The 25,592-nt window shown below is 69.6% G+C and carries 27 protein-coding genes; 9 read left to right on the top strand and 18 right to left on the bottom strand.

What is annotated here, in order from left to right; genetic code table 11:
• Positions 1–48: 48 nt before the first annotated feature.
• The gene (apaG, locus tag SNE35_RS11390; RefSeq protein ID WP_320423019.1) at positions 49–423 is read left to right on the top strand and encodes a Co2+/Mg2+ efflux protein ApaG; all 375 of its coding nucleotides are present in this window, start codon (positions 49–51) and stop codon (positions 421–423) included.
• On the top strand, positions 423–2,444 hold the full coding sequence (locus tag SNE35_RS11385; RefSeq protein ID WP_320423018.1) for a site-specific recombinase: 2,022 nt from the start codon (positions 423–425) through the stop codon (positions 2,442–2,444). The genes apaG and SNE35_RS11385 overlap by 1 nt, the downstream gene beginning before the upstream one ends.
• On the opposite strand, the gene SNE35_RS11380 is transcribed toward SNE35_RS11385, so the two are convergent.
• Positions 2,435–2,665 carry a hypothetical protein gene (locus tag SNE35_RS11380; protein WP_320423164.1) on the bottom strand — a complete coding sequence of 77 codons (231 nt, stop codon included), beginning with the start codon at positions 2,663–2,665 and terminating at the stop codon, positions 2,435–2,437. The genes SNE35_RS11385 and SNE35_RS11380 overlap by 10 nt on opposite strands.
• Between SNE35_RS11380 and mltA the strand changes: the two genes are divergently transcribed.
• Positions 2,646–3,713 carry a murein transglycosylase A gene (mltA, locus tag SNE35_RS11375; RefSeq protein ID WP_320423017.1) on the top strand — a complete coding sequence of 356 codons (1,068 nt, stop codon included), beginning with the start codon at positions 2,646–2,648 and terminating at the stop codon, positions 3,711–3,713. The genes SNE35_RS11380 and mltA overlap by 20 nt on opposite strands.
• Positions 3,714–3,729: 16 nt before the next feature.
• On the opposite strand, the gene SNE35_RS11370 is transcribed toward mltA, so the two are convergent.
• On the bottom strand, positions 3,730–4,011 hold the full coding sequence (locus SNE35_RS11370) for a DUF427 domain-containing protein (RefSeq protein WP_320423016.1): 282 nt from the start codon (positions 4,009–4,011) through the stop codon (positions 3,730–3,732).
• Between the two features lie 80 nt (positions 4,012–4,091).
• On the opposite strand from SNE35_RS11370, the gene SNE35_RS11365 reads away from it, so the two are divergent.
• From SNE35_RS11365 to SNE35_RS11355, 3 genes are all read left to right on the top strand, one after another.
• Positions 4,092–4,337, top strand: a complete 246-nt coding sequence (locus SNE35_RS11365) for a hypothetical protein (RefSeq protein ID WP_320423015.1) — start codon at positions 4,092–4,094, stop codon at positions 4,335–4,337.
• 13 nt (positions 4,338–4,350) lie between these two features.
• On the top strand, positions 4,351–5,235 hold the full coding sequence (locus SNE35_RS11360) for a hypothetical protein (protein ID WP_320423014.1): 885 nt from the start codon (positions 4,351–4,353) through the stop codon (positions 5,233–5,235).
• 102 nt (positions 5,236–5,337) lie between these two features.
• Entirely contained in the window at positions 5,338–5,820 is a 483-nt protein-coding gene (locus SNE35_RS11355; RefSeq protein WP_320423013.1) for a nuclear transport factor 2 family protein, read from the top strand.
• On the opposite strand, the gene SNE35_RS11350 is transcribed toward SNE35_RS11355, so the two are convergent.
• From SNE35_RS11350 to SNE35_RS11340, 3 genes are all read right to left on the bottom strand, one after another.
• Positions 5,821–7,479: an NAD(P)/FAD-dependent oxidoreductase gene (locus SNE35_RS11350; protein WP_320423012.1), complete on the bottom strand. Its 1,659-nt coding sequence runs from the start codon at positions 7,477–7,479 to the stop codon at positions 5,821–5,823.
• An 84-nt stretch (positions 7,480–7,563) separates the two neighbouring features.
• Positions 7,564–7,728 (bottom strand): hypothetical protein, encoded by a 165-nt coding sequence (locus SNE35_RS11345; RefSeq protein ID WP_320423011.1) that lies wholly within the window; start codon positions 7,726–7,728, stop codon positions 7,564–7,566.
• 58 nt (positions 7,729–7,786) lie between these two features.
• The gene (locus tag SNE35_RS11340) at positions 7,787–8,179 is read right to left on the bottom strand and encodes a methylglyoxal synthase (RefSeq protein WP_320423010.1); all 393 of its coding nucleotides are present in this window, start codon (positions 8,177–8,179) and stop codon (positions 7,787–7,789) included.
• A 229-nt stretch (positions 8,180–8,408) separates the two neighbouring features.
• Between SNE35_RS11340 and SNE35_RS11335 the strand changes: the two genes are divergently transcribed.
• The gene (locus tag SNE35_RS11335) at positions 8,409–9,758 is read left to right on the top strand and encodes a reverse transcriptase family protein (protein ID WP_320423009.1); all 1,350 of its coding nucleotides are present in this window, start codon (positions 8,409–8,411) and stop codon (positions 9,756–9,758) included.
• Between the two features lie 6 nt (positions 9,759–9,764).
• Here SNE35_RS11335 and SNE35_RS11330 read toward each other — a convergent pair whose 3' ends face one another.
• From SNE35_RS11330 to SNE35_RS11295, 8 genes are all read right to left on the bottom strand, one after another.
• Complete coding sequence (locus SNE35_RS11330; RefSeq protein ID WP_320423008.1) at positions 9,765–10,730, bottom strand: PEP-CTERM sorting domain-containing protein; 966 nt, start codon at positions 10,728–10,730, stop codon at positions 9,765–9,767.
• A 116-nt stretch (positions 10,731–10,846) separates the two neighbouring features.
• Complete coding sequence (lhpI, locus tag SNE35_RS11325; RefSeq protein ID WP_320423007.1) at positions 10,847–11,758, bottom strand: bifunctional Delta(1)-pyrroline-2-carboxylate/Delta(1)-piperideine-2-carboxylate reductase; 912 nt, start codon at positions 11,756–11,758, stop codon at positions 10,847–10,849.
• A gap of 40 nt (positions 11,759–11,798) precedes the next feature.
• Positions 11,799–12,530 carry an ABC transporter ATP-binding protein gene (locus tag SNE35_RS11320; RefSeq protein WP_320423006.1) on the bottom strand — a complete coding sequence of 244 codons (732 nt, stop codon included), beginning with the start codon at positions 12,528–12,530 and terminating at the stop codon, positions 11,799–11,801.
• On the bottom strand, positions 12,527–13,351 hold the full coding sequence (locus SNE35_RS11315) for an ABC transporter ATP-binding protein (RefSeq protein WP_320423005.1): 825 nt from the start codon (positions 13,349–13,351) through the stop codon (positions 12,527–12,529). Before SNE35_RS11315 ends, SNE35_RS11320 begins: the two co-directional genes overlap by 4 nt.
• On the bottom strand, positions 13,351–14,226 hold the full coding sequence (gene nikC / locus SNE35_RS11310) for a nickel transporter permease (protein ID WP_320423004.1): 876 nt from the start codon (positions 14,224–14,226) through the stop codon (positions 13,351–13,353). The genes SNE35_RS11315 and nikC overlap by 1 nt, the downstream gene beginning before the upstream one ends.
• Positions 14,226–15,227, bottom strand: a complete 1,002-nt coding sequence (locus SNE35_RS11305; protein ID WP_320423003.1) for an ABC transporter permease — start codon at positions 15,225–15,227, stop codon at positions 14,226–14,228. Before SNE35_RS11305 ends, nikC begins: the two co-directional genes overlap by 1 nt.
• On the bottom strand, positions 15,224–16,789 hold the full coding sequence (locus SNE35_RS11300) for an ABC transporter substrate-binding protein (protein ID WP_320423002.1): 1,566 nt from the start codon (positions 16,787–16,789) through the stop codon (positions 15,224–15,226). Before SNE35_RS11300 ends, SNE35_RS11305 begins: the two co-directional genes overlap by 4 nt.
• A 136-nt stretch (positions 16,790–16,925) precedes the next feature.
• Positions 16,926–18,662 carry an RNA-binding domain-containing protein gene (locus SNE35_RS11295; RefSeq protein WP_320423001.1) on the bottom strand — a complete coding sequence of 579 codons (1,737 nt, stop codon included), beginning with the start codon at positions 18,660–18,662 and terminating at the stop codon, positions 16,926–16,928.
• 32 nt (positions 18,663–18,694) lie between these two features.
• Here SNE35_RS11295 and SNE35_RS11290 point away from each other — a divergent pair, with 32 nt between their 5' ends.
• Positions 18,695–20,611, top strand: coding sequence for a gluconolaconase (locus tag SNE35_RS11290; protein WP_320423000.1), 1,917 nt, complete (start codon positions 18,695–18,697; stop codon positions 20,609–20,611).
• Between the two features lie 11 nt (positions 20,612–20,622).
• Here the strand turns inward: SNE35_RS11290 and SNE35_RS11285 are convergent, their stop codons facing one another.
• Positions 20,623–21,888 carry a glycoside hydrolase family 18 protein gene (locus tag SNE35_RS11285; RefSeq protein ID WP_320422999.1) on the bottom strand — a complete coding sequence of 422 codons (1,266 nt, stop codon included), beginning with the start codon at positions 21,886–21,888 and terminating at the stop codon, positions 20,623–20,625.
• A 59-nt stretch (positions 21,889–21,947) separates the two neighbouring features.
• Positions 21,948–22,649 carry a hypothetical protein gene (locus SNE35_RS11280; protein WP_320422998.1) on the bottom strand — a complete coding sequence of 234 codons (702 nt, stop codon included), beginning with the start codon at positions 22,647–22,649 and terminating at the stop codon, positions 21,948–21,950.
• A 33-nt stretch (positions 22,650–22,682) separates the two neighbouring features.
• On the opposite strand from SNE35_RS11280, the gene SNE35_RS11275 reads away from it, so the two are divergent.
• A complete protein-coding gene (locus SNE35_RS11275) occupies positions 22,683–23,297 on the top strand; it encodes a flavin reductase family protein (protein WP_320422997.1) in 615 nt (204 codons plus the stop codon).
• Here the strand turns inward: SNE35_RS11275 and SNE35_RS11270 are convergent.
• Genes SNE35_RS11270 through SNE35_RS11260 form a run of 3 tightly spaced genes read right to left on the bottom strand, consistent with a single transcriptional unit; the run spans position 23,294 to position 25,394 of the window.
• A complete protein-coding gene (locus SNE35_RS11270) occupies positions 23,294–23,971 on the bottom strand; it encodes a zinc metalloprotease (protein ID WP_320422996.1) in 678 nt (225 codons plus the stop codon). The two genes, SNE35_RS11275 and SNE35_RS11270, sit on opposite strands and share 4 nt — an antisense overlap.
• Positions 23,953–24,858: an EamA family transporter gene (locus SNE35_RS11265; RefSeq protein ID WP_320422995.1), complete on the bottom strand. Its 906-nt coding sequence runs from the start codon at positions 24,856–24,858 to the stop codon at positions 23,953–23,955. Before SNE35_RS11265 ends, SNE35_RS11270 begins: the two co-directional genes overlap by 19 nt.
• Positions 24,859–24,863: 5 nt before the next feature.
• A complete protein-coding gene (locus SNE35_RS11260) occupies positions 24,864–25,394 on the bottom strand; it encodes an Lrp/AsnC family transcriptional regulator (RefSeq protein WP_320422994.1) in 531 nt (176 codons plus the stop codon).
• Positions 25,395–25,592: the final 198 nt, after the last annotated feature.

Below are 25,592 nucleotides of genomic sequence, written 5' to 3'. Positions count from 1 at the left end.
CTCGTCATACTGACAGCATAGCCGCCCCGGCTTCTAGAATGGGTCCCCATGGCAAGCCCTCAATTCACATGCAGCGTCGTCGTCCAGGTGCTGCCCGAGCAGACGGACCCCGCCCAAGGCAAGTTCGCCTTCAGTTACACCATCACGATCGAGAACACGGGTGACATCACCGCCCAGTTGATCGGCCGCCACTGGGAGATCACCGACGCGCGCAGCGGGATCCAGCAGGTGAACGGCCTGGCCGTGGTCGGCCACCAGCCGCTGCTGGCACCGGGCCAGAAGTTCCAGTACAGCTCCTGGGCGCAGATCGACACGCCGCAGGGCAGCATGAAGGGCCGCTTCCTCTGCGTGACCGAGGACGCCGAGATCTTCTACACCGAGGTGCCCGAGTTCCTGTTGGCCGACAGCGCCAGCCTGCATTGATGGCGAAAGCCCCTCGCGCCCAGACCTGGGACCTCACCGCCCTCCTGAACGCAGCCGACCCGAAGGCCGAGCTACCCGCCCGCAATCTCTGGTTCGCACGCCTGCTGCAGTGGCTGCGCCATGCCCCCGCCGGGGCGGCCGCAGGCGCCGAGGACGCGCCCCGCACGCCGCGGCCGATCCTGCGCCTGAAGCACCTGCTGAACGTGCTGGAGCGCCACCCCGAGCACGCCGATACCTTCGCCGCCACCTGGGTGAGCCTGTGGCGCGACATGGACGGCACCGCGCTGTTCGCCGACGTCGGCTTCGCCGCGCGGATGGCGCTGTGGAGCGAGTTCCTGCTGCGCCTGCGGCTCAAGGTGCTGCCCGGCACCGTCGACACCGACGACATGGCCGAGCTGTTCGGCCAGTGGTTCGACGAGGAGGACGACCTGCTGTGGCTGCAGGCGATCGACGAGCCGCTGCTGGAGCGGCTGGCCGCCCTGCTGGGCCGTGCCAGCGACATCCCCTGGCGCGGCACGATGGCCCGCGCGATGACCGTGCTGGTCAGCGCCGTGCAGGCGGCCGGCCTGTCGGGCCCGCTGCGCCAGCGCATGGGCCCGGAGCTGCTGACCAACCAGCCCTTCGAGCAGCTCTCGCGCGCCAACGACGAGCTGGTGCAGGCACTGCGGGCGGGCGACCGCGCCGCGATGCTGCGCGCCTCGCAATTCCTGCGCGCGCTGCTGCACAGCTGCCGCGAGGCGGCGCTGAGCGTGCCCGAGCACCTGGAGGCCTATGGCGTCTCGGTGGACATCATGTTCGAGGTCGAGCAACTGCGCGCCCGCACGCAGCGGATCGAGGCCTTGCTGAACGCCCTGATCTCCGACGAGCCCCGGCGCGAGCTGCAGCGGCTGTCCGTGAGCCTGGCGCGCGCGGCCCATGCGCGGCGCAGCGTGCGCCAGCTGTTCGCGCGCCACTACTCGCTGCTGGCCCGCAAGATGGCCGAGCGCAGCGCCGAGAGCGGCGAGCACTACATCACCCGCAACCGCGCCGAGTACCGCGACATGCTCGCGCGCGCGGCAGGCGGCGGGCTGATGATGTCCATCACCACCTTCGCCAAGTTCGCGATCCTGGCGCTGGGCATGTCGGCGTTCTGGAGCGGCGCCTGGGCCGGCGTCAACTACGCGACGAGCTTCCTGCTCATCCACCTGCTGCACTGGACCGTGGCGACCAAGCAGCCGGCGATGACCGCGCCGGCGATGGCGCACAAGCTGCGCGACATCGGCCAGCAAGAGGGCCTGGAAGGCTTCGTCGACGAGGTCGTGCACCTGCTGCGCTCGCAGTTCGCCGGGCTGGTGGGTAACCTCATCGTCGTCGTGCCGCTGGTGCTGTGCGTACAGCTCGCCTGCCGGCAGCTGTTCGGCATGCCACTGGTCGGCACCAAGGACGCCGAATACGTGCTGCATTCGCTGAGCTTCCTCGGCCCCTCGCTGTTGTTCGCTGCCTTCACCGGCGTGCTGCTGTTCACCAGCAGCGTGATCGCCGGCTGGGTCGAGAACTGGTTCGTGTTCTACCGGCTCGACGCCGCGATCGCCTGGAACCCCAGGGCGATCGCCCGGCTCGGCCCCGCCCGCGCGCAGCGCTGGGCCGCTTGGTGGCGCAACAACATCTCGAGCCTGGCGGCGAACGTCAGCCTCGGCCTGATGCTGGGCCTGGTGCCGGCGCTACTGGGCTTCATCGGCGTGCCGCTGGAGGTAAGGCACGTCACCTTGTCCTCCGGCCAGCTCTCCGCCGCGGCCGGCGCCCTCGGCGCGTCGGTGCTGCAGCGGCCGGAGTTCTGGTGGTGCGTGCTGGCCACGGTGCTGACCGGCCCGCTGAACATCAGCGTCAGCTTCTACCTCGCGTTCAAGGTGGCGCTGCGCTCCAGCGGCATCCAGCTGGCGGACCGCCACCGCGTGCGCGCGGCGATCTGGCGGCGCTTCAGGGCGCGGCCGCTGAGCTTCTTCGTGCCGCCGCGGCAGGTCGCCGGCAAGGTTCAGGACTGATCGGTGTCCTCGTCCCGATCCTTGCGCCGCTCGCCGCCCTTGCGCCCGGAGAACATCGTCCACCAGACGATGAACACCAGCAGCAGCAGTGCGACCAGGGCTTCGAGCAGGATCACATCCATCGGTTCGTCGTTCTCGGTGAAGGGAGCGGCGGCGATTCTAGGCGCAGCGCTGCTGCTGGCGGCCTGCACCTCGGTGACGGTGCCGCCGGATCGACCCAAGCCGGCCGCTCCCTCGACGCAAGCGCCCGCCACCACGACGCCGGCCGCACCGGATCGCCCACGCGCCGTGATGCAGCGCGGCCACGCCCGCTGGGTCGCCGCCGACTGGAACGAACTGCCCGGCTGGGGGGAGGACCATGCATCCGAGCTGTGGCCGGCCCTGCTGCGCGGCTGCGCCCGCCCGGCGCCCGGCTGGGCCGAGCTGTGCGCCCGCGCCTTGCTGACCCCGCCGGCCGACGACGCCGAGGCCGCGATCTGGCTGATGCAGCACCTGCAGCCCTGGCAGGTGCAGGCTCCCGACGGCGAGACGCAGGGCCTGATGACCGGCTATTTCGAACCCGCGCTGGAAGCCCGCCGCAAGCCGGACGCGAGCTTCCGCGTGCCGCTGCTCGCCGCGCCGCAAGATCCCAAGCAGCGCCTGGCGACGCGCCAGCAGATCGAGAGCGAGCCCTTGCGCAGCAAGCTGCGCCCGCTGGCCTGGATCGAGGACCCGATCGACCTGCAGGTGCTGCAGATCCAGGGCTCCGGCCGCATCCGGCTGGCCGACGGCGAATGGCGCCGCGTGGCCTTCGGCGGCCACAACGAGCAGCTGCTGAAGCCGCTGGGCATCGCGCTGGCCGAGATGGGCGAGTGGCGCGGCGAAGGTGGTGCGGCGCCGCGCGCCTACGTGCGCGAGTGGGCGCAACGCAATCCGCAGCGGCTCAACGAGCTGCTGTGGCGCAACCCGCGCTACGTGTTCTTCAGCGAGGAGGCACTGCCGGACCCCAGCGTCGGCCCGCGTGGCGGCCAGGGCGTGCCGCTGACGCCGGGCCGCTCGGTGGCCGTGGACAAGGAATCGGTGCCCTACGGCACGCCGGTCTGGCTCGATAGCCGCGAGCCGCCGCCCGGCAACGCGCCGCTGCGGCGACTGGCCATGGCACAGGACACCGGCAGCGCCATCGTCGGCGCGGTGCGCGTCGACTACTTCTGGGGCTGGGGCGAGCTGGCGGAGGCCCAGGCCTCCAAAACCAAGCAGCCGCTAAGGCTGTGGGTGCTGTGGCCCCGATAACTCACCGGCTGGTGGCTTACTCGACCACCTTCACGCCCTTCCAGAACGCGTAGCGGCCCTTGATCTCCTTGGCCGCTTCGCTCGGCTCGGCGTAGTACCAGACCGCGTCGGGGTTCATCTCCCCGTTGACCAGCAGGCTCAGATACTGCGCCTGGCCCTTCCAGGGGCAGCTCGTGCGGTGGTTGCTGAACGTCGTGTACTCGCGCTTCAGCGACTCGGGCGGGAAATAGTGGTTGCCCTCGACGACGACCGTGTCGTCGCTCTCGGCGATGGTGATGCCGTTCCAGATGGCCTTCATGATGGGCGTACTCCTTGGTGTCGATCCAGCATAACGTTTTACATCGACGGCCACCGCGATGGCCCGACAATGCCGCCTCGATGATGAAGCGATATTACGAACACCAGGGCCGGGACATTTTCGTGACCGCGGGCAGCGCGCGCGAACTGGCGCCGGGCAGCTTCGGCGTCTGCGCCATCGGCGGCGGCGCGGAGGGCTGGGCTGTCGTCCATGTGGGCCCGGACGGTGACGTGGCCGATCTCGGCGGCGAGTACTACTTCGCCACGCCCGAGGAGGCGCTGGAGTTCGCGCGCGAGCTGATCGACCTGATGCTGGCGCAGCCCTGAACGCGAGCCGGCCATGCGCAGAAGCCTGCTGATTGCCGCCGGGCTTGCACTCACCGCGGCGCGGTCGGGTGCACAGCAGCGACAACGGGAGGTCCGTGTCGAGCAGATCACCTGGCTCTCCGGCGCGAGCGCCAACAGCCCGGACACCGAGACGGCGACGATCGAGGAGCTGCACCAGTTCATCGAGGCGGCCTGGCCTCAGGTGCGCTACGCCACGGTGCGGGCCAACGCGCGTCGCGCCTGGCAGATGATCGCGCTGGGCGAGCACGTCTGCCAGCCGGCCTCCGTGCGCACCCCGGAGCGCGAGAAGATCGCCTACTTCACCGACACCTTGATCGGCCCGCCGCAGCAGCTGATCGTGCGACGCGACCGGCTGGCCGCCGTGCCTCGCAATGCCGCCGGCGAAGCCGACCTGGCGCGGCTGCTGGCCGAAGGCCGGCTGCGCGGCCTGCTGGTGGACGGTCGCAGCTACGGCCGCGGGCTCGACGCCCTGCTGGCAGCGCCGGCGGGGGCCTCCAGTCCCTCGCTGCACCGCTTCTCGTCCAGTGACTTCGGCAGCCAGATCTTCACCATGCTGGCCCTCAACCGTGCCGACTGGTCGATCGACTTCGACAACGAACTGGGCCTGCAGCAGCGCGAAGAACCGCAGCTGCGGCAGTTGGTGAGCCTGCCGGTCGCCGGGGCCGGCGGCATGGTGCACGCCGGCATCGCCTGCCCCCGCACCCCCTGGGGCCTGGCCGCCATCCGCGGCATCGACCGCGCCATCGGCACGCCGGCCGGTGCCGCGCTGCTGAAGCGGCTGGCACTGAACGCGCTGACGCCTGAGGCGCGCCAGCAGCATGCCCGGCAGTTTGACGAGTTCTATCGGGAGCGGGCGAAGCCGTCGGTGATCAGGTAGGGCTGTAGCCTGTGCCAGCGCCGCTGCAGCCTGTCGCATGCAGCTGGAGATGAGCAAGCCGCGCGGCCATGCTCCACGCTCCACAACGCCGCCCTCAGCGCCATGAAACTCCACAAGACCGCCGCCCTCTTCCTGCTCACCGCCGCCCTCGGCAGCACGTACGCGCAAACCCAGTCCGGCCTGCCCCACGACGCGCCCCTCTACCGCACCCAGGCGCAGCTCGACACCGAGCTCTTCGGCGCCTACAACCGCTGCGAGCTCGACAAGTTCCAGGCCCTGCTGGCCGACGACGTCGAGTTCTTCCATGACGAGGGCGGCGCGATGCGCGGGGCCGAGGCCGTGACGGCGGCCGTCAAGGCCAATATCTGCGGCAAGGTGCGGCGCGAACTGGTGGCCGGCAGCCTGGAAGTGCACGAGATGAAGAACTACGGCGCGCTGGTGATGGGCTCCCATCGCTTCTGCGCCGCCCAGGGCTCAGGCCATTGCAACGGCCTCGCCCGCTTCGCCCATCTGTGGCAGTTGCAGCCCGACGGGCGCTGGCAGGTGACGAAGGTGCTGAGCTTCGCCCACCAGTCCACGCCCTAGTTAACCGAGCTTGAGCAGATCCTTGGCCAAGGCCTCGGCCACCTCGATCCCGTCGACACCGGCCGACATGATCCCGCCCGCGTAACCCGCGCCCTCGCCGGCCGGATACAGGCCCCGCGTGTTCAGGCTCTGATAGTCCCGCCCGCGGGTGATCCGCAGCGGCGAGGACGTGCGGGTCTCGACGCCGGTCAGCACAGCATCGGCCATCGAGAAGCCCTTGATCTGCCGCTCGAACGCCGGCAGCGCCTCGCGGATCGCATCGAGCGCGTACTCGGGCAGGCTGCCATTGCCTTTCTGCTGCAGGTCGGTCAGCGTGACCCCAGGCTTGTATGAAGGCTCGACCCCACCCAGCACCGTGCTGCGCTGGCGCTTGATGAAGTCGCCGACCAGCGCGCCGGGCGCCCGGTAGCCGCCCTCGCCCAGCTCGTAGGCGCGGCTTTCCCAGATGCGCTGGAAGGCCATGCCGTCCAGCGGGTTCACCGGGCTGCCGTCGCGCTTGCCGTCCTGCCGGTAGTCCTGCGGGTCGATGCCCACGACGATGCCGGCGTTGGCATTGCGCTCGTTGCGCGAATACTGGCTCATGCCGTTGGTGACCACACGCTGCGGCTCGCTGGTGGCCGCCACCACGGTGCCGCCCGGGCACATGCAGAAGCTGTAGACCGAGCGGCCGTTGCTGGCGTGGTGCACCAGCTTGTAGTCGGCCGCGCCGAGGATCTCGTTGCCGGCGTTGGGGCCGAAGCGGGCGCGGTCGATCACGCTTTGCGGATGCTCGATCCGGTAGCCGATCGAGAAGGGCTTGGCCTCCATGTGGACGCCGCGCTCGTGCAGCATCCGGAAGGTGTCGCGCGCGCTGTGGCCCAGCGCCAGCACGACGTGATCGGTGGCGATCTGCTCGCCCGATTCGAGCGTGACGCCGCGGACCTGGCCCTTGTCGATCATCACGTCGGCCACCTTCTGCTGGAAACGGATCTCGCCGCCCAGGCGCTCGATCTCGGCGCGCATCTTGATCACCATCGAGACGAGCCGGAAGGTGCCGATGTGCGGCTTGCTGACGTAGAGGATCTCCTCCGGCGCGCCGGCCTTGACGAACTCGGTCAGCACCTTGCGCGTCAGGAAGCGCGGGTCGGAGATCTGGCTCCACAGCTTGCCGTCCGAGAAGGTGCCGGCGCCGCCCTCGCCGAACTGCACGTTCGATTCCGGATCCAGCTCGCTCTGCCGCCACAGGCCCCAGGTGTCCTTGGTGCGCTCGCGCACCTGCTTGCCGCGCTCCAGCACGATGGGCCGCAGGCCCATCTGCGCCAGGATCAGCGCCGCGAAGATGCCGCAGGGGCCGAAGCCGATGACGACGGGGCGCTTGTCCGCGGGGAAGTCGGCCGGCGCATGGCCGACGAACTTGTAGCCGGTGTCGGGCGTCGGCTTGATGTGCGGGTCGCCGGCGTGGCGCTTCAACACGGCGGCCTCGTCGGCCTCCTTGGCCAATTCGCAGTCGATCGTGTAGATCAGCACGATCGCGGCCTTCTTGCGCGCGTCGTAGCTGCGCTTGAAGACGGTGAAGTTCAGCAGGTCCTTGGCCTTGACGCCGAGGCGGGCGAGCACGGCGGGCCGCAATTCGCCTTCGGCATGGTTCAGCGGCAGGCGGAGTTCGGTGATGCGGATCATGGTGAGCGATCAGGCATGTTGGAAATGAACGATGCCCCGTGCTTTGGGCGACGGGGCATCATCAGGGCGCGAAGCGCGCGGGACTCAACCCGAGTGCGGACGCTTGCCGGGGTTCTTCTTCGAGCGGGTGTGCGAGCCGCGCTCCAGGCTGCACTTCTGGCCGCGGCCGGTCGTGAAGGTCACGCCCTTCGGGGCGGCGGGACGCGGCGTCGCTTGGCGATCCGCTTCGGTAACGATCTTGTTGCCCATGAATGGCTCCGTTGAATTTGCAGAAAAACAGCCATCCAAAAAGGCTGAACCGGAGATTTTAGACGATCGCGGCCGGATTGGGCGAGGCAGCGCTCCACGCCCGCAACATCACCCGCGCGCCTGCCAGGTTCGTGGCGCAGGGCACATCGTGCACGTCGCAGGCGCGGACCAGCGCGTTGATGTCGGGTTCGTGCGGCTGGGGCGTCATCGGGTCGCGCAGGAAGATCACCGCGTCGACCTCGCCGACGGCCAGGCGCGCGCCGATCTGCAGGTCGCCGCCCAGCGGGCCGCTGAGCAGGCACTCGACGTCCAGGCCCAGTTCGCCGTTCAGGCGGCCACCGGTGGTGCCGGTGCCCATCAGCTGGCAGGTTTTCAGGTAGTCGAGGAACTCGGCGGCCAGGGCCACCATGTCGTCCTTTTTGTGGTCGTGGGCGATCAGCGCAAGCTTCATGCGCTGGATCTTAGTGGCGATGAGCAGAGCCCAACCTATGATCTTCGCGCGGCCGCTTTTCCAAGGTCTTGCGAAGGACCGATCCGTCGGCGCCCTCGCGCCGCGGGGTCACCCCGCGGTCATCTCATTGGCAGGCAGTTCCGAGGCAGGAAGGCCATGGCGCGCTGCGCCACAACCTTCATGCATCACCCGCAGCTTGGATGGCGTGCCGCACCCTAGACGAGCCCCTATGACCCGTCCTGCCCGTCCCGCCCGACTGATCGCCCTCGCCCTCGCCCGCGCGATGCTCGCCGGTCCGCCCTCCACCGCCGGCCTGGCCGCGCGAATGCGCCGCTGTCTCGGCGACGTGGCGGCGCCATGGATCCCACCGCTGGCCGCACGCTGCGCGGCGCTGCCGCACCTGCAGTGGCTGCGGTTGGAAGCACGTGGCCTGGCGACGCTGATCGAACGCGACGAAGGCTTCACCAAGGCCACCACGGCCGGTGCCGAGTCACCGCCCTATGTGCGCCACTACCTGCTGCGCGAGGCCGCGCCGATGGCGCTGCCGCCGCTGGCCCTGCGGACCTGTGCGCTGCCGGCGTGGCCGCACACCGGCGCGCTGGCCGCCGGTCTAGCCCTGACCCCGGCCGGCCTCTGGCGCCTGACCCGCCCGGCCGCCTGGCAGCGCCGCACGCCGCTGGGCGAGCAGCACTACCGCAGCCATCTGCTGCGCAAGCGCAGCGGCGGCTGGCGGCTGCTGGAAGCGCCCGAGCCCTATCTGAAGGCGGTGCAGCGGCGACTGCTCGCGACGCTGCTGGACGCGATCCCGCCGCACGAGGCGGCCTGCGGCTATGTGCGCGGCCGCTCGGTGCTGGACCACGCGCGGGCGCACCAGGGCCAGGCGGTGCTGCTGCGCTTCGACCTGCGCGACTTCTTCGCCAGCGTGCGTGCCGCGCGCGTCCACGCGCTGTTCGCGGCGCTCGGCTACCCGCAGACGGTGGCGCGCGACCTGACGGCGCTGTGCACCGTCGCCACGCCGGAACCCGTGCTGCTGCGGTTGCGGGCCGAGGGCGGCCTCTCGTTCGAGCAGGCGCAGAAGCTGCGCGACCCGCACCTGCCGCAGGGCGCGCCAAGTTCGCCGGCGCTGGCCAATCTCTGCGCCTTCGGGCTGGACCTGCGGCTGCAGGGCCTGGCCACATCGCTCGGCGCCAAGTACACGCGCTATGCCGACGATCTGGTCTTCTCCGGCCCGGCCTCACTGCGCGCGGCGGCGGCGCGCATCGAAGCCTGGGTCGGCCGCATCGCGCGGGAGGAAGGCTTCGCGCTGAACCATCGCAAGAGCCGCTGCCTGCCCGCCTCGCAGCGGCAATCGGCCTGCGGCGTCGTCGTCAACGAGCGCACGAACCTGCCGCGCGACGAGTTCGACCGGCTGAAGGCCGTGCTGCACAACTGCGTGCGCCTCGGGCCCGCCTCGCAGAACCGAGACGGCCGGGCCGATTGGCGCGCCCACCTGCAGGGCCGCATCGGCTGGGCCGCGCAGCTGAACCCGACCAAGGCCGAGCGGCTGCAGCGGCTCTTCTCGCGGATCGACTGGAACTGAACCCGGTCAGACCTGGCCGCGACGACGACGCACCAGCCCGCCCAGGCCCAGCAGGCCGGCCAGCGCCATCGCGGCGGTACCGGGCTCCGGCACGGCGACGGCCACGCCGTAGTGGTACAGCGTGACGTTGAGCGCCGGGTCGGCAAGGTTCTGGCCGCTGTTGTTCGGATCGTTGATGACCAGCACGTTGATCAGCGGGTTGCCCTGGGCATCGGCCGTGACGGCGAGGCCTTCGACCTCCTGCGAGTACGGCTGCTTGACGCTGAACAGCGTCTCCACGGCGCCGGTCAGCAGGTTGGCGCGGTAGACCGAGCGGGACGAATCGTCCGAGGCCATGTACATCCAGTCGCCGAAGATCTTGCCGCCCTGCACCTGGTCCAGCGACTGGTTGAGGCTGATGTACTTGACGAAGGAGAAGTCGTTCAGGTTGTAGACCGCCATCTCGGTGGCATTGCCGTAGGCCATGCCATAGGCCAGGTTCGCGCCGGCATCGACGGCCACCCAGCTCGCCACATCGTGCGTGCCGTGCGGCGGGTTCAAGGTGAAGTAGGTGCCGGTGTAGCCGAGGTCGCTGGCGCGGTAGAGCGCGACGGCGGGCGTGTTGTAGCCGGAGGTGGATGAATCGAGGCTCGCGTAGATCGTGCCGTTGGCCACGTCGATGTCGCCGATGTGGTTGTAGCCCTGCGCGCTCAGCGCGTCCGGGATGCCCGACGAGAACGGGATGGCCGACGAGTTGCTGGCCAGCACCTTGTAGGCCATGTCGGTCTTCTCCAGGCCGTACTGCCAGGAGAAGTACAGATTGCTGCCGTCGGTCGTCATGCCCTGCGTGCGGTAGATCGCGTCGGGCACCTTGAAGACATCGGCGCTGACGAGCGACCAGTCGCTGGCGGCTTGCGCCAGGGAGCTGCCCAGCAGCAGGGCGGCGCCGAGGGCCAGGAGGGCGGGCTTCGAGGTGATGGCGAGCGGATTCATCGTGCGGCTTCCAGACAGGTGTTGGGGACATTCCAGTCTGGAGCGCGCCAATGACGCCGGCACGACGGCGTTCCTGCTTGGCGTGGGTCGTTCGGCACCCACCCGGCCGAGGATGTCTACGAAGACTCGTAGACCAGCACCGCCGCGGCCAGGTCCGCCAGCGCCGTGCCGACGGCCTTGAACACCGTGCGCTGTTGCGCGTTCGAGCGGCCCGGTCCATCGCGGCAGAGGTCGGCCAGCGTTCCGCTCACGCCGGTGATGACGCCATCCTTCAGCGGCACGACCAGGTCGCCGCTCTTGGCCAGCGCCTCTTCGCTGTCCACCCAGACCGAAGCACCGCCGCCGAAGCAGGCGCTGTCGGCCTCGCGCATCGCCGGCGTGAAGCTGCCGAGCAGATCGAGGTGGCTGCCCGGCGCCAGCCATTCGCCGCGGACCAGCGGCTCGGTCGCGGCGGTGGCGCTGCAGACGATGTCGGCCTGCTGGATGGCCGAGGCAAGACCTGGCACCGCGCGGGCGTTGAGGCCCTCGTCCATCAAGCGCTCGGCCAGCGCCAGCGCTTGCTCGGGCCGGCGCGCCCAGACCATCACCTCGTCCAGCGCCGGGAACAGCGCCTGGTAGGCCTGCGGCAGCAGGCAGGCGACACGGCCGGCGCCGAGCACCAGCAGCCGGCGCGCGTCGGGCCGTGCCAGCTTCGACGCCGCCAGCGCCGAGACGGCGGCCGTGCGCCGCGCGGTTAGCTCGGTGCCGTCGATCGTGGCCAGCGGCACGCCGGTCTGCGCGTCGAACAGGTTGTAGCTGGCGAACAGGCCCGGCATGCCGCGCGCGGCGGCATTGATGTTGATCAGCTTGACGCCGAGGTAACGGCCCGCCTGCCAGGCCGGCATGATCAGCATGGTGAGGTCGCGACCGACCTGGTGGACGTGGCGCGGCGGCTGCTCGCAGCCGGTGACCCACATCGTTTCCAGCGCGGCGGCGAGTGGCTTGAAGGCCAGCGCGCGGCGCACGCTAGCGGCGTCTATCAACTTCATCGACGTCTATCCTCCGGGTGCAAGGATAGGCTGGTTTCGCTCAGGTTCGGACGAACCCGGCCGAGGCCTTCATCAGTTCGCGCGTGTAGGCCTCTCCCACTTCGCCGCGGGCCAACGCTGGCGCGGCCAGCGTCTCGACCGCGCCCCCCTGGCGCATCACCATCAACCGTTCACACAGGTGGGTGACCACGGCCAGGTCGTGGCTGACCATCACGAAGCTCAGGCCGCGCTCGCGGCGCAGCGCCTCCAGCAGGTTCAGCACCTCGGCCTGTACCGAGGCGTCGAGCGCCGAAGTGGGCTCGTCCAGCAGCAGCAGCTGGGGCTCCAGGATCAGCGCGCGGGCGATGGCAACACGCTGGCGCTGGCCGCCCGAGAGCTGGTGCGGGTAGCGGAAGCGAAAGGCCGCGCCGAGGCCGACGGCGTCGAGCATCGCCGTGATGCGCCGCTCCGCATCGCCGATGCGGTGGATCGCCAGCGGCTCGGCCAGCATGCGGTCCACCGTCTGGCGCGGATGCAGCGAGCCGTAAGGGTCCTGAAACACCATCTGCACGCGGCGGCTGATGGGCAGTTGCCCCTCGGCGCCCGTGAGCTCGATGTGCCCGCCCGCACGCGGCGCCAATCCGCAGATCGCGCGCAACACCGTGGACTTGCCCGAGCCCGATTCGCCGACGAGGCCGAAGCTCTCGCCGGGCGCCACCTCGAAGCTCAGCTCATGCACGGCGGTGAAGTCGCCGAAGCGGACCTGTAGCTTGTCGACCTTGAGCCCGATCATTTCCACGACTCCTGGCGCTGCAAGGTCGGCAGCGGATGGCGCGGCGCGCCGAGCCGTGGCAGGCAATCGAGCAGGCCTTGCGTGTACGGATGCTTCGCCTCGTGCAGCTTCGTCGCCTCGATCTCCTCGACGACGCGGCCGGCGTACATCACGAGGATGCGGTCGCAGAAGCTGGAGACCAGGCGCAGGTCGTGCGAGATGAAGATGAGGCCCATGCCGCGCTCGCGCACCAGCTTGTCGAGGATGGCCAGCACCTGCAGCTGCACGGTGACGTCCAGCGCCGAGGTCGGCTCGTCGGCGATCAGCAGCTCGGGCTCGGCGATCAGCATCATCGCCATCATCACGCGCTGGCCCATGCCGCCGGAGACCTCGTGCGGGTAGAGCTTCGCCACGCGCTCGGGGTCGGTGATGGCAACGTCGGCCAGCGCCTGCAGCACGCGCCGCTGCGCTTCCGCGCGGCTCACCGATCGATGCGCGCGCAAGGTCTCGGCGATCTGCTCGCCGATGCGCATCACCGGGTTCAACGAGTATTTCGGGTCCTGCAGCACCATCGCGATGCTGCGACCGCGCAGCGCGCGTCGCTCCGCCGGACTGCAGCGCAGCAGCTCGGTGCCGTTGAAGCGGAGCGCATCGGCCGTGACGATCGCACCCGGCGCCGACAGACCCAGGATCGCCCGGCCCGTCTGCGACTTGCCCGAACCCGATTCGCCGACGATGGCCAGCCGCTCACGGCCCAGCGTGAAGGAGACGCCGCGCACGGCCTCGATCAAGCCGCCGTCGCGTGCGGGGTAGCTGACGCGCAGGTTCTGGACCTCGAGCATCAGTCGCCCCCCTTCGGATCGAGCGCATCGCGCAAGCCATCGCCCAGCAGGTTGAAGGCCAGGCTCACCACGAAGATGGCCGCGCCGGGGCCTGCGGCCACCCACCACTGGTCCAGCACGTAGGCGCGGCCCGCGGCGATCATCGCGCCCCACTCGGGCGAGGGCGGCTGCGCGCCGAGGCCCAGGAAGCCCAAGCCGGCGGCGGTGAGGATGATGCCCGCCATGTCCAGGGTCACGCGCACGATCAGCGAAGGCAGGGCCAGCGGCATCACGTGGCCGAACAGGATGCGGCGGTTCGAGGCGCCGGCCAGCCGGATCGCGGCGATGTAGTCGGCCTGGCGGATCGACAGCGTCTCGGCCCGCGCGATGCGCGCATAGGGTGGCCAGGAGGTGATCGCGATCGCCAGCACCGCGTTCTCGATGCCGGGGCCGAGCGCCGCGGCCAGCGCGAGGGCGAGGATCAGCCGCGGGAAGGCCAGGAAGATGTCGGTCAGCCGCATCAGCAGCTGATCGACCCAGCCGCCGAAGAAGCCGGCCGCCGTGCCCACGGCCAGGCCGATCGGCGCGGCCAGCACGGCCACCAGCACGACGATGAACAGCGTGATGCGCGATCCCCAGAGCAGGCGCGAGAGGATGTCGCGCCCCTGGTCGTCGGTGCCCATCCAGTGCGCGGCGGAAGGCGGCAGCAGCCGCGTCTTGAGCAGGTCGCCCTGCGTGGGATCGAAGGGCGCGAGCCACGGCGCGAGCAGCGCGACCACGGCCAGCAGCGCGACCAGACCCAGGCCGACGAGCGCCAGCCGGTTGCGCGCGAACACCTGCCAGGCCTCGTGAGCACGGCGCAGCCGGGCCTGGAACTGCAAGTTGTTTATGGTCATCACCGCGTCCTCGGGTCCAGCCAGCGGTAGAGCAGGTCGCTGAGCAGGTTGATGCCGATGAATACCGCGCCCACCACCAGGGTGCCGCCCAGCACCGCGTTCATGTCGGCGCTCTGCAGCGCGTTGGTGATGTACTGGCCCAGGCCTGGCCAGGAGAACACGGTTTCGGTCAGCACCGAGCCTTCGAGCAGGCCGGCATAGCTAAGCGCCACGACGGTGAGCAGGGGCACGGCCGCGTTGCGTAGCGCGTGGCGCCAGACGATGCGCGCCTCGCTGAGGCCCTTGGCACGCGCGGCCACCACGTATTCGGCCGAGAGCTCCTTCAGCATGAAGCTGCGCGTCATGCGGCTGATGTAGGCCAGCGAGAAATAGCCCAGCAGCGCGCCCGGCAGCACCAGGTGCGAGGCGGCGCTCTGCAGCGCTTCCCAGTCGCCGGCCAGCAGACAGTCGACCAGCATCAGGCCGGTGCGGGGCTCCACGCTGTAGAGGAAGCCTACGTTGATGCGCCCGGGGCCACCCACCCAGCCCAGCCGCGCGTAGAACAGCGCCAGCGCCATCAGCCCCAGCCAGAAGATCGGTGCCGAGTAGCCCACCAGGCCCATCAGGCGCACGAGCTGGTCGGCCAGCCGCCCGCGCCGCACGGCCGCCCACACGCCCAGCGGAATGCCGATGGCGGCACCGAAGACGATGCCCACGGTGGCCAGCTCCAAGGTGGCCGGGAAGACGCGCGCGATGTCGCTCGTCACCGCATTGCCGGTCAACAGCGATGCGCCCAGGTCGCCCTGCGCCACGGCCGCCACATAACGGCCGAACTGGACGTACAGCGGCCGGTTGAGGCCCAGTTCCTCGCGCACCGCCGCCAGCTGCGCGGCGGTGGCGCGATCGCCGGCCACCGAGAGCGCCGGATCGGTGGGCACGACGCGGCCGATCAGGAAGGTCACGGCCAGCAGGCCTAGCACGGTCAGCAGCAGGCTGGCGAGGAGCCCCGCGAATTTCCTCATCGCTTGCTCACCGGCGCGAGGAAGGTGGTGTCCGACGTAGGCCCGAGCCGCAGGCCCTCGACGCCCGCGCGCGCGGCCGCCACCTGCTGCTGCTGGTAGATCATCACGAAGGGGCTCTCGGCGCGGAACCGCGCTTGCAGGCGCTCGTAGTCGGCCGCACGGCGGGCGGTATCGCGCTCCAGCAGGGCCGCGTCGGTCTCGCGCGTCAGCTGCGGGATGTCCCAGGCATTGCGCCAGGCCAGCGGCTGCTGGGCCGCGCCGTCGCTGTTGTCGGGGTTGCGGGCGAAGGTGTCGGCATTGGTGTGCGGATCCCAGTAGTCGGCGCCCCATTCGCCGATGTAGAGGTCGTGCTTCCGGGCGCGATAGCGGGTCAGCGTCTGCTTGCCGTCGCCGGGCAGGATCTCGATCCGGATGCCGGCGCGGCCGGCCCACTGCTGCACCGCCTCGGCAATGCCCTGCACGGGCTGGCTGCTGCGCACGTCCATCGTCACCGTGAAGCCCTCGAGCAGGCCCGCCTTGGCCAGCAACGCCTTAGCGCGCGCCACGTCCAGCTTGTAGGGTGCCGCGTCGCTGGCGCCCAGCAGGCCGTGCGGCAGGAAGTTCTGGTGCGGCCGGCCGATGCCCTGGATCAGGGTGGCGCCCAGCGCCTCGTAGTCCACCAGCCATTTGAAGGCCTCGCGCACCTCGGGCCGGGCCAGGTAGGCGTTCTTCTGATTGAGGCTGATGTAGTAGACCGTGCCCTTGGCGACACGGGTCAGCTTGATCTGCGGGTTGGCAGCCAACGCCTGGATGTCTTGTGGCGACAGGTTGCGCGCCACGTCCACGTCGCCGCGCACCAGCATCAGCCGCTGCATGCTCGATTCCTTGACGTGGCTGTAGATCGCACGCTCGATGCGGGGCTTGGTGCCGTGAAAGGCCTCGTTGCGGTCCAGCACGACGATCTCGGCGGCACGCCAGTCGCGCAGGACCCAGGGCGCCGAGCCCGCGCTGTTGCGGCGCAGCCAGCCCTCGGGCCGGGCCTGCACGATGCGCTGGTCGACGACGGAGGCCACGGTGGAGCTGAGGCAGTTGAGCACGAAGCTCGGCGCGAAGGCCTCGCGCACGCTCAGCGACAAGCTCAGCGGGCCGGTCTGCCGCACCATCTGCGCCACGTTCGCGGCGCTCCAGCCCAGCTGGGTGAGGATGAAGGCCGGCGTCTTGTTCAGCCGCACCGCGCGCTGCAGCGAGTACACCGCCTCGGCCGCGGTGAGCGGGTTGCCCGAGGCAAAGCGCAGGCCCTCGCGCAGGCGGAAGTCGTAGCCACGGCCGTCCGCACTCAGGCTCCAGCCCTCGGCCAGCTGGCCGCTGAGCCGGCTCGGGTCGTCGAGATCGAACTGCACCAGCCGCTCGTACAGATTGCCGATCATCTCGCTGCCGCTGATCTCGAAATTCTCGGCCGGGTCCAGCGAGATCATGTCGTCGATGGCCATGGCCTGCACCAGCGTGCGGCGCGGCGTCTGCGCCCATGCGGGCAGAGCGGTGGGCAGGGCGCCCAAAAGCAGATGGCGGCGGCGAATGCTCACCAAACCCACCGGGATCATCCTCATGCGCTTAGCACCGAGAGAACGTGGAGCGTTGATTTGATTGGCATTTTCAAGTTCGGTTTAGCAATTGCTAAACAACTTGTTAAGCGGATCGCTAAACGGCTTGTTAACAAGCTCATGCCTGCGAGTCCTTCAGCGAGTACCGCGGGCGGTTCTCCGGTGGATGCTTTTGCAGGAATCCGTCGTCACCGCACCACTTGCCGAGCAGGCGCGAGGCCTCGACCGACGCTGAGGCCGACCCGCCCAGACCCAGCAATTGGCGAAGCTCGGCATTGGTAATGAATCGATGGTCCTTCAGATACTCCCGAACCATTTCGGCATAACGCACCGGATTCAAGCCACGCGTCCGGGTGTAGGCCGCCTTGCCTTTCAAGCCCGTAGCAACGCCTTTGGCCAGATGGAAGGTTGCCGTCTGTGTATGTCCACGGCGCTCCAGCAGGCCCAACGTAGCCGCGGTCATCGCGTCCAGAACCAAGCGGGCATCATCGCGATTCATTTGCAGCACTTCAGCTGCGGCGGCCGTATCGATATGGTCCTTCTGTAAAAGCGCGTCCAGCACCAGCAGGTGATCCAGCGAAATCGGCGCGCCAGCGGCACCCAGTTCCGAGACCATGCGTGCGAGCCGCGGATTGGCACCGCGATTGAAGATGCGCAAGGTCACGGCTTCTGACGATGCACTGTAGGCGGGCCGGCGCTTGCCAAACTCCAGCGCCGAGCGATAGATCCGCCTGCGCCCGATCCCTGAAGATTCCACCAGCCGGAGCTTCACGAAAGCATTGGCCAGGGTCCGATTGCGGGCCTTCGGTTCGTGGCGCAGGATGTTTTCAGGCGAGATGCCGGCAATGAATCCGCCGGGACTCGTCACCACCAACTCGTCTACCGAGTGCCGCACCAGCACCTCGCCCGGGTCCAAGTAGTCGCGATGCGTTAACGCGTTCAAAACCGCCTCCCGCACGGCCTCAAGAGGAAATTGTGGAATCCTTAGCTTGAACAAGCCCAGCGCAATTTCTTCCTCAGGATTGAGCGGCCCCTGGAAAACCTGCTCCATGCGTTCGACGATCTCCAGCAGAGGCAGACGATCGATGTCATTGCGCGCGACGGTCGTCTCGTCTCGCAAAAGCACGTAGTGGAACTGGGCTTGCGGGCAGCTCCTGGCCAGCACGTCGCGACGCCCGAACAGCAGCAGGCCGGTATGAGTCACCTGGCCATCACGAACCGCCTCGAGCCCCGCAAGAAAGTCCGCGTCGGTTAGGTCAAGCAGGCCTGAGGCGGGATCCTTCGTACGCAGGACATTGCGGGCACGAGCCATCTGCACCGGGTCCAGATCGCCGATGCCGACGCCAGTTGCCGCCGCGCCGCTCCAATCCACTTCCCCCGTGCTCACCCGAGCGCGAGCGAACCCGCGTGGATCGAGCGGCATGCAGTTCTTCCCCTCGCGCTGCTTGAACAAGCCGGCTGAGGTTCCATATGGCCCCATGTCGCCCTTGGGTACGCGAATCACCAGCAACTGCCCCGTGCCCTCAGCAACCGGCAAGACTGTCGCTGAAACGCTCAGCGCTGGACGAGTGCCTTCATAGATCCCGCGCCGGAACAGGTCCAGGTCGAAGCCTTGCGCACCGTGGATCGCGACCTCTCGTCCGCGCACCTTATCCGCCACGCCGAACACAATCACACCGCCCTGCGCATTGGCGAAGCACGCCGCGTATTCGCAGGCCACTTTCAGTTCCTGCTTGGGTTCGTGCCAGGGCTTGAAATCCAGCCACTGCGATTCCAGCGCATCGGCTGGCTCGTGCTCCAACCGGGCAAGCAAGATCAGCAGTTCTTCGTCGGTCGGGATTCCATCAGACGCCATGCAGCGATTGTGGGTCACTACGATAGCGGCCCATGAAATGGATTGCCCTGATTGTCCTGACCCTGCTGCTGGTTGCGTGCCACGACACGCCCTCTCCACCGGTCGCACAAGCCCCGGCTTCCGCTCCCACCGCACCCTCACCTCCACCGCCGCCGCCCGCCCTGCCCGCCAGCGCCGCCACCGTCCAGCTGCTGGCCGGCGACGGTACGGCGGCCACGCTCGCCGATCCCTACGGCCTGGCCTACGCGGCCGACGGCACGCTCTACGTCGCCGACGACCACCGCATCCTGCGCATCGCGGCCGATGGCGCCTTGAGCGTCTTCGTCGATTCGCCCGAGCTGGCCCAGGCCTCGGGCCTGGCCATCGATGCACAAGGCGCGCTGGTCGTGGCCGACACCGGCCACCACCGCATCGTCCGCATCACGCCCGATGCCGCAGTCCACGTGCTGGCCGGCAACGGCAAGCCCGGCTGGCGCGATGGCGCGGGGCCGCAGGCGCAGTTCGACACGCCGATGGCCGTGGCGCTGGATGCCGACGGCAACGTGCTGGTGGCCGACAGCTTCAACGACCGCATCCGCCGCATCGCGCCCGACGGCCGTGTCTCCACCGTGGCCGGCGGTGCCCAGCCCGATTGGAAGGACGGCTCCGGCGAGGCCGCGCGGCTGGACACGCCGCTGGGCCTGGCCATCGATGGCGCAGGCAATCTCTGGATCGCCGACACCGGCAACGACGCGCTGCGCAAGCTGACGCCACAAGGCGAGCTGGTGACGGTACTGAAGCGTGACCCAAAGAATCCCGACGATGACTTCTACCGGCCGCTGGCGGTGGCCGTGGCGCCCGACGGCCGCGTGTTCATCGCCGTGGCCGCGCGCGGGCGCGTGCTGGCGCTGCAGCCCGATGGCTCGCTGCTGCGCGTGCTCGAGGCCACGCACACACGCCTCGCCCGGCCCGCCGCCCTGGCGCTCGATGTGCAGCGCCTGCGCCTGGCCGTCAGCGACGCGGCCGGCCATCGCGTGCACCAGATCGTCGAGCATTCGACGAACGAGGCCATCGGCCCGGCGAGCGATGCGCCGCTGCCCGACACCCGCGGCCGCTGGCCCCTGGTGCCGCAGCGCAGCCCGCACGAGGTCGTGGGCACCTTGGGCGAGGTGCGGGCCACGCGGCACGAGAAGCTCGACCATCTGCATGCCGGCCTGGACATCCGCGGCGACGTGGGCCAGCCCATCGTCGCCATTGCCGACGCGCGCGTGCTGAGCCCGCTCGCGGCCAGCGGCTTCGGCACCTTGGGCGAGACGCTGTCCGTCGACGATCTGAGTTATGTCCACATGCGCGTGGGCCGCAGCGCGGGCAACCGGATGCTCGATCCCAAGCGCTTCGTGCCCGTGCTGGATGCGCGCGGCCGTCTGCTGCGGGTGCGCGTGCGCCGCGGCACGATGATCCAGGTGGGCGACGTGCTGGGCACCATCAACCCGATGGCCCACGTGCACCTGCAGCTCGGCGCGGCGGGTGCACAGCGCAATCCGCTGATTCTGGGCTTCACCGGCTTCGTGGACCACGTGGCGCCCGTGCTCGACAGCGTGAGCATCGACAAGAGCGGCGAGATGCTCGCCGAGGGCTTCGACCAGGCGGACGGCAACGAGGCGCGCCGGCGCCTGGGCTTCTACGCGCTGCAGTTCCAGCTGCTCGACGCCGGCGGCCAGCCGCTCGCGGGTTTCGAGAAGCCACGCGAGGCGATCCGCTTCGACCGGCTGCCGCCCGATGAAGACGCGGTGGAACAGCTCTATATGCCGGGCAGCGGCATCACCGTGCAAGGCAGCGCCGCCACGCGTTTCATCTACCGGCTCGGCGCGTTGCCCACGCTGCCTGCGGGCCGCTACATCCTGCGCGTGATCGCCAGCGATTTCTCGGGCAACCAGGCGCAGCGGGACGCGGCGTTCGAGGTGCCCTGAAGCTTTGCCGCTCAGTGCCGCGGCACCTCGCCGACGCCGAGGTTCATCGCGTTCAGCAGGTCACCGTTGTCCTGGCTCAGCTCCCAGGCAAAGATGCCGGCCAGGCCGTGCTTCAGCACGTAGCGGCCCTTGGCCACGACGGCGCGTGGGTCGTCGTAGCCGATGAAGACCTGCGTCGCCGGGTTCCACAGGCTGTACGACTGCGTGACCCGGTCGAAACGCACGCGGTAGCCGCCCGCGCCCTGCCCGCGCGGGCCGATCGCCTGCGGCGCCAGCTCGCGATAGACGATGGATCCATCGCCACCAGCCGGGAAGTCCGCCTTGCGCGGCGCGCCGGTGACCGGCTTGCCAACGCCGGAGAAGCCGCGGCTGTACATCGCCACGCCGGCCACCAGCTTCGAGGCCGGCACGCCGGCCGCGGTGAAGTTGTGCACGGCGCTGTCCAGGCTGTCGTCGGCGCCGGGCGCGCTGGACAAGAGCGCCGTGTGATTGCCGATCGTCTTCGTCCAGGGGCCGTAGAAGTCGTAGCTCATCATGAACACCAGGTCCAGCGCCTGCGCCGCCTGGCGGAAGTTGATGCGGCCGACGATGGCCTTGGACGGATTGACCGCCGTCGTGACCAGGTAGCGCCGCCCGTTCTCGCGGCCCAGGCCATCGACCGCGGCGCGCAGATCGTCCATCAGGTCCGCATAGCCCTGACCGTCCTCCGGGCTGCCCAGCTTGACCCCGTTGGCCGCGCCGTTGTCGCCCGGATGTTCCCAGTCGATGTCCACGCCGTCGAAGCCCGGATGCTCGCGCAGGAAGCGCGCCACCGAGGCCGCGAACACCGCGCGCCGCGCCGGATCGTTGGCGATGTGGAAGAAGGGATCGGAGCCGCCCCAACCACCGACCGAGGCCACCACCTTCACCTCCGGCATGCGTTGCTTCAGCCGCTGGAAGGCGGCATCGAACTCCGCCTCCTTCGGACCGCTGGCCAGCTCGAACTCCGCCTTGCCGGCGCAGACCTCGGCATCCTTCTCCAGTTGCCCCGGGCCGCAGATGCGCGCAAAGGCATAGAGCAGGTGCGTGACACTGCCGGGCTTGATGCGGTCCAGCAGCGCCGAGGGTTCCCAGTTCGGCACGTAGACGCCGACGACTTTTGCGTCGCCCTTTGCATCCGCCTTGCGCACGAAGGCCTGCGGCTTGCCGGCGAAGAGCGCATCGGCCGGCCCAACGCGGGCGGGGGTGGTGATGGAAACCAGCAGGGCCAGGGCGGCGAGAAATTGGTGATGGCGCATGGCGGCGCAGCCTATCACCGGCGGGGTACGCGGTGGGTACGAATCGCGCAGAGCGCTGACTACGGCGCCAGGCTCACCCTCAGCTGCAGCTCCCGGCTCGTCTGTGGCTCGGCATCGCGACTGCTCACCACGCCGCGCTCCGCGGGCCGCAGGTTGCCGCCCGATCGGGCGACGGTGATCCAGTCGCCCATCGAAACGGCCACGGTGCTGTAGACCTGGGCCTGGGCGCTCGCGCCAGCCTCGCCCTCCTGCGGGTGGTAGGCCTTCAGCTCGACCTGGACGCGCTGCTTGCCGCCGGGCCAATGCGGCGTGACGACGAAGCCGCGGCTGCGTTCGACGGTGCCGCTGCGCGGCGCGGCATAGACCTTGGCAGAGGACGGCGAGTTGTTGCCGTTGCCGCCGCGGCTGCCGGGCGACAGCTCGACGCCGTAGTCCAGCCATTCGGTCGGCTGCTGCTCGGTCATGCTGACACTGGCGGACTTGCCGTTCATCACGACGACGCGCAGCGGCTGCGGCTCGACGGCGTCGGCGCTTTGCGTGGTGCTGAGCGTCGTCCCGCCGGGCCGCGTGCCGATCGAGCCCGCGGTGCCGATGACGACCCCGCCGTCGCGCAGGCCGGCCAGCGCCGCGCCGCTGACGCTGGACTGCACCCAGCGCAGCTCGACCAGCAGGTTGGCGGCGGCTGGCGGCGACGTCGATGCGGCATGCGCCGCCGGCGACAGCAGGGCCAGGACGAGAATGGCAGCAATGCGAGCCTTCATGGATGCCAGCATACGCCGCTGAATCCTCAAGTTATGACCGACTTCCATTTCTACGAACCGCGCTCGGGCCACGGCCTGCCGCATGACCCGTTCAACGCGATCGTCGGCCCGCGGCCGATCGGCTGGATCGCGACGCGGGATCCGGCCAGCGGCGTGCTGAACCTGGCGCCGTACAGCTTCTTCAACGGCTTCAACTACACGCCGCCGATCGTCGGCTTCGCCAGCATCGGCGAGAAGGACACGCTGCGCAATTGCCGCGCGAGCGGCGAGTTCGTCTGGAACCTGGCGACGCGCGAGCTGGCGGAGCCGATGAACCAGAGCTGCGCGGCCGTGCCCCCGGAGGTGGATGAGTTCGCGCTGGCGGGCCTGGCGACGGCGCCGTCGCGCGTCGTCTCGGTGCCGCGCGTGGCGGCCAGCCCGGTGAGCTTCGAATGCAGAGTCAGCCAGATCATCCGGCTGCAGGGCGCGGCCGGCGAGGAGATCAATACCTGGCTGACCCTGGGCGAGGTCGTCGGCGTGCATATCGACCGGCGCCTGCTCGTCGAGGGCCGCTACGACACGGCGGCGGCGCAGCCGATCCTGCGTGGCGGAGGGCCGGCGGACTATTTCGAGCTGGGCGAGCGTTTCCTGATGAGAAGACCCGGCTAACGCCCGTTGGCTGCGCGGCAGCGTTCGAGGTCGCAGGCCGTCGGCAGCGACGAGCGGTACTCGGGCACCGACTTCAGCAGGCTCATGTCACGCGCCACACAGCGGTTGCCCTTGCCGTCGTCGTAGTAGCTCATCACGTCGACGCAGCGGCGCGAATGGGCCATCAGGCCCAGCAGGTGGCCCAGCTCGTGGGAGATGACCATCTGCAAGGTCTGCGTGGCGGGGTAGCGCGGATTGCGTTCGTTCAGGAGCTTGAACGCCGCAGGGCCCAGCGACAGGGTGTGCCGCCCGACGTCGGCCAGGCCGAAATTGCCGCGGGCGCCGGGGTCGTCCCAGCGCACCAGCACGCGGCCCGGGCCGGACGCCGCAGAGGCAGTGACCTGCACCGGCACGCCGCAGGGCGCCCAGGCCTCGGCCGCGCGGCGTAGCGCCTCGGTGACCTGGGCCGCCGTGAACCAGGGCGGCGCGCCGGCGGGGTCGTAGACGAGCTGCAGGCTGGGCGCGATCGCCGGCCGGTCCTGGCCGTCGCCCCAGGTGCGGATCTCGCCGGCGAGGCAGCTGGAAATCTCCGCCTCACGCGAAGTGCGCGAGGCTGTGCCCGGATCCAGCGCCGCAGCGCCGGTCGATACCAGCGCCAGCAGCAGGAAGACGGGGGTCAGACGGCGGCGCGCCATTGACGGATCCGCGGCCACAAGAGGTTGAGCGCCAGGCCGGCCATCACCAGCGCGGCGGCGCCGAGCTTCCAGCCGGGCAGCGATTCGCCCAGCAGCAGCGCCGCGCTGCTCATGCCGAACACCGGCACCAGCAGCGCCATCGGCACGATCGTCGGCGCCGGGTGGCGCGCCAGCAGCCAGCCCCAGACGCCGTAGCCGAAGAAGGCATTGCCGACGGTCTGCCACAGCACCGCGCCCCAGGTCGCCGCATCGGCCTGGCTCAGCCCCTGCCAGACCCGCGCCGGCCCTTCGACCAGCAGCGCCAGCGCGATCAGCGGCGGCGCCGCGAACAGGCTGCTCCAGACGACGTAGGCCAGCATGTTCACCGTGCCGGCCCGCTTGCCGACGATGTTGCCGCAGGCCCAGCAGAAGGCCGCGGCGAGCACCATCGCCAGGCCCAGCGGGGTGGTGCTGCCGTCGGTATGGACGACGATCACGCCCAGCCCGGCGGCGGCCAGCGCCAGCGCCAGCCACTGGAAGCCACGCACGCGCTCGTTGGCCAGCCGCATCGCCAACAGCAGCGTGAAGAACACCTGGGTCTGGATCACCAGCGAAGCGAGGCCCGGCGAGATCTGGCTGCGCATCGCCAGGAACAGCAGCGCGAACTGCCCGCTGCCGATCAGCAAACCGTAGGCCGCCAGGTTGCCCCATGGCACCGGCGGCCGGCGCAGGAACAGCGCCGCCGGCAGGAAGGCCAACGAGAAGCGCAGCGCCGCGAACAGCAACGGTGGCAGGTGCGTCAGCCCGATCTTGATGATGACGAAATTGCTGCCCCAGACGGCCACCACTGCCAGGGCGAGCAGCACGTGAGGCAACGGTAGACGGTGTTCGGTGGCGGGAGCAGGCATCGGCCTCAGCGTACCGCAGGCTGCAGGTGCCCCAAGGGCAGCGCGGCGCCGGCCTTGATCTCGCCTAGCGAGAAGCTGGTGTGGATGTCCTTCACGTTGGGCAGGTTCAGGAGCGTGTCGATCGAGAAGCGCGAGAACGCATCGAGGTCGGTCGACATCACCTGCAGCTCGAAGGTGCCGGTGCCCGAGATGTAGTGGCAGGAGATGACTTCGGGCAGCTGGCGGATCGCCTCCTCCAGCGCGCGGGTGGCGCTGCCGGCGCTGCGCTCGGCGTCCACCCGCACGAAGGCCAGCACGCCCAGGCCGACCTTGCGACGGTCGATCTCGGCCCGATATCCGGTGATGTAGCCCTGCTCCTCCAGCCAGCGCACGCGGCGCCAGGTCGGCGCGGTGGACAGGCCGATGCGCGCGGCCAGCTCGGCGTTGGAAAGCCGCGCCTCCTGTTGCAAGGCGGCCAGGATCGCGATGTGATAGCGGTCGAGCCCCTCGCCCGGGGCGCCCTCCTCGGCCGGAGGCGTGGTCGTTTGCCTTGTCATGGTTTGCCCTAAATCGCGGAAATTCGATACGAATACGAATTTTCCTCAATTTTTGAGAAACAAGCTTGCTCAAAGCTCCGATATCGAGCGAAATGAGAAAGGACCGATCGCGCACATTTCCCTAAACTTCAGCCTCGGCCGTACCGCGCCCGCCAGCAGGGTGCAGCGCCACAAGCGCCTGCGCACCCGCCCGCCAAC

Source organism: Roseateles agri, from assembly GCF_034043675.1.
Lineage (GTDB): Bacteria > Pseudomonadota > Gammaproteobacteria > Burkholderiales > Burkholderiaceae_C > KK5.
This window is presented reverse-complemented; position numbering and strand designations above follow the sequence as displayed.

Coding starts and splice junctions, on each gene's coding strand:
- apaG (WP_320423019.1), top strand. CDS start 49: ATGGCAAGCCCTCAATTCACATGCAGCGTCGTCGTCCAGGTGCTGCCC.
- SNE35_RS11275 (WP_320422997.1), top strand. CDS start 22,683: ATGACCGACTTCCATTTCTACGAACCGCGCTCGGGCCACGGCCTGCCG.
- SNE35_RS11280 (WP_320422998.1), bottom strand. CDS start 22,649: ATGAAGGCTCGCATTGCTGCCATTCTCGTCCTGGCCCTGCTGTCGCCG.
- SNE35_RS11345 (WP_320423011.1), bottom strand. CDS start 7,728: ATGGGCAACAAGATCGTTACCGAAGCGGATCGCCAAGCGACGCCGCGT.
- SNE35_RS11285 (WP_320422999.1), bottom strand. CDS start 21,888: ATGCGCCATCACCAATTTCTCGCCGCCCTGGCCCTGCTGGTTTCCATC.
- SNE35_RS11315 (WP_320423005.1), bottom strand. CDS start 13,351: ATGCTCGAGGTCCAGAACCTGCGCGTCAGCTACCCCGCACGCGACGGC.
- SNE35_RS11270 (WP_320422996.1), bottom strand. CDS start 23,971: ATGGCGCGCCGCCGTCTGACCCCCGTCTTCCTGCTGCTGGCGCTGGTA.
- SNE35_RS11355 (WP_320423013.1), top strand. CDS start 5,338: ATGAAACTCCACAAGACCGCCGCCCTCTTCCTGCTCACCGCCGCCCTC.
- SNE35_RS11365 (WP_320423015.1), top strand. CDS start 4,092: ATGATGAAGCGATATTACGAACACCAGGGCCGGGACATTTTCGTGACC.
- SNE35_RS11385 (WP_320423018.1), top strand. CDS start 423: ATGGCGAAAGCCCCTCGCGCCCAGACCTGGGACCTCACCGCCCTCCTG.
- SNE35_RS11370 (WP_320423016.1), bottom strand. CDS start 4,011: ATGAAGGCCATCTGGAACGGCATCACCATCGCCGAGAGCGACGACACG.
- SNE35_RS11295 (WP_320423001.1), bottom strand. CDS start 18,662: ATGGCGTCTGATGGAATCCCGACCGACGAAGAACTGCTGATCTTGCTT.
- SNE35_RS11330 (WP_320423008.1), bottom strand. CDS start 10,730: ATGAATCCGCTCGCCATCACCTCGAAGCCCGCCCTCCTGGCCCTCGGC.
- lhpI (WP_320423007.1), bottom strand. CDS start 11,758: ATGAAGTTGATAGACGCCGCTAGCGTGCGCCGCGCGCTGGCCTTCAAG.
- SNE35_RS11340 (WP_320423010.1), bottom strand. CDS start 8,179: ATGAAGCTTGCGCTGATCGCCCACGACCACAAAAAGGACGACATGGTG.
- SNE35_RS11350 (WP_320423012.1), bottom strand. CDS start 7,479: ATGATCCGCATCACCGAACTCCGCCTGCCGCTGAACCATGCCGAAGGC.
- SNE35_RS11265 (WP_320422995.1), bottom strand. CDS start 24,858: ATGCCTGCTCCCGCCACCGAACACCGTCTACCGTTGCCTCACGTGCTG.
- SNE35_RS11360 (WP_320423014.1), top strand. CDS start 4,351: ATGCGCAGAAGCCTGCTGATTGCCGCCGGGCTTGCACTCACCGCGGCG.
- SNE35_RS11260 (WP_320422994.1), bottom strand. CDS start 25,394: ATGACAAGGCAAACGACCACGCCTCCGGCCGAGGAGGGCGCCCCGGGC.
- nikC (WP_320423004.1), bottom strand. CDS start 14,226: ATGACCATAAACAACTTGCAGTTCCAGGCCCGGCTGCGCCGTGCTCAC.
- SNE35_RS11320 (WP_320423006.1), bottom strand. CDS start 12,530: ATGATCGGGCTCAAGGTCGACAAGCTACAGGTCCGCTTCGGCGACTTC.
- SNE35_RS11305 (WP_320423003.1), bottom strand. CDS start 15,227: ATGAGGAAATTCGCGGGGCTCCTCGCCAGCCTGCTGCTGACCGTGCTA.
- SNE35_RS11290 (WP_320423000.1), top strand. CDS start 18,695: ATGAAATGGATTGCCCTGATTGTCCTGACCCTGCTGCTGGTTGCGTGC.
- SNE35_RS11335 (WP_320423009.1), top strand. CDS start 8,409: ATGACCCGTCCTGCCCGTCCCGCCCGACTGATCGCCCTCGCCCTCGCC.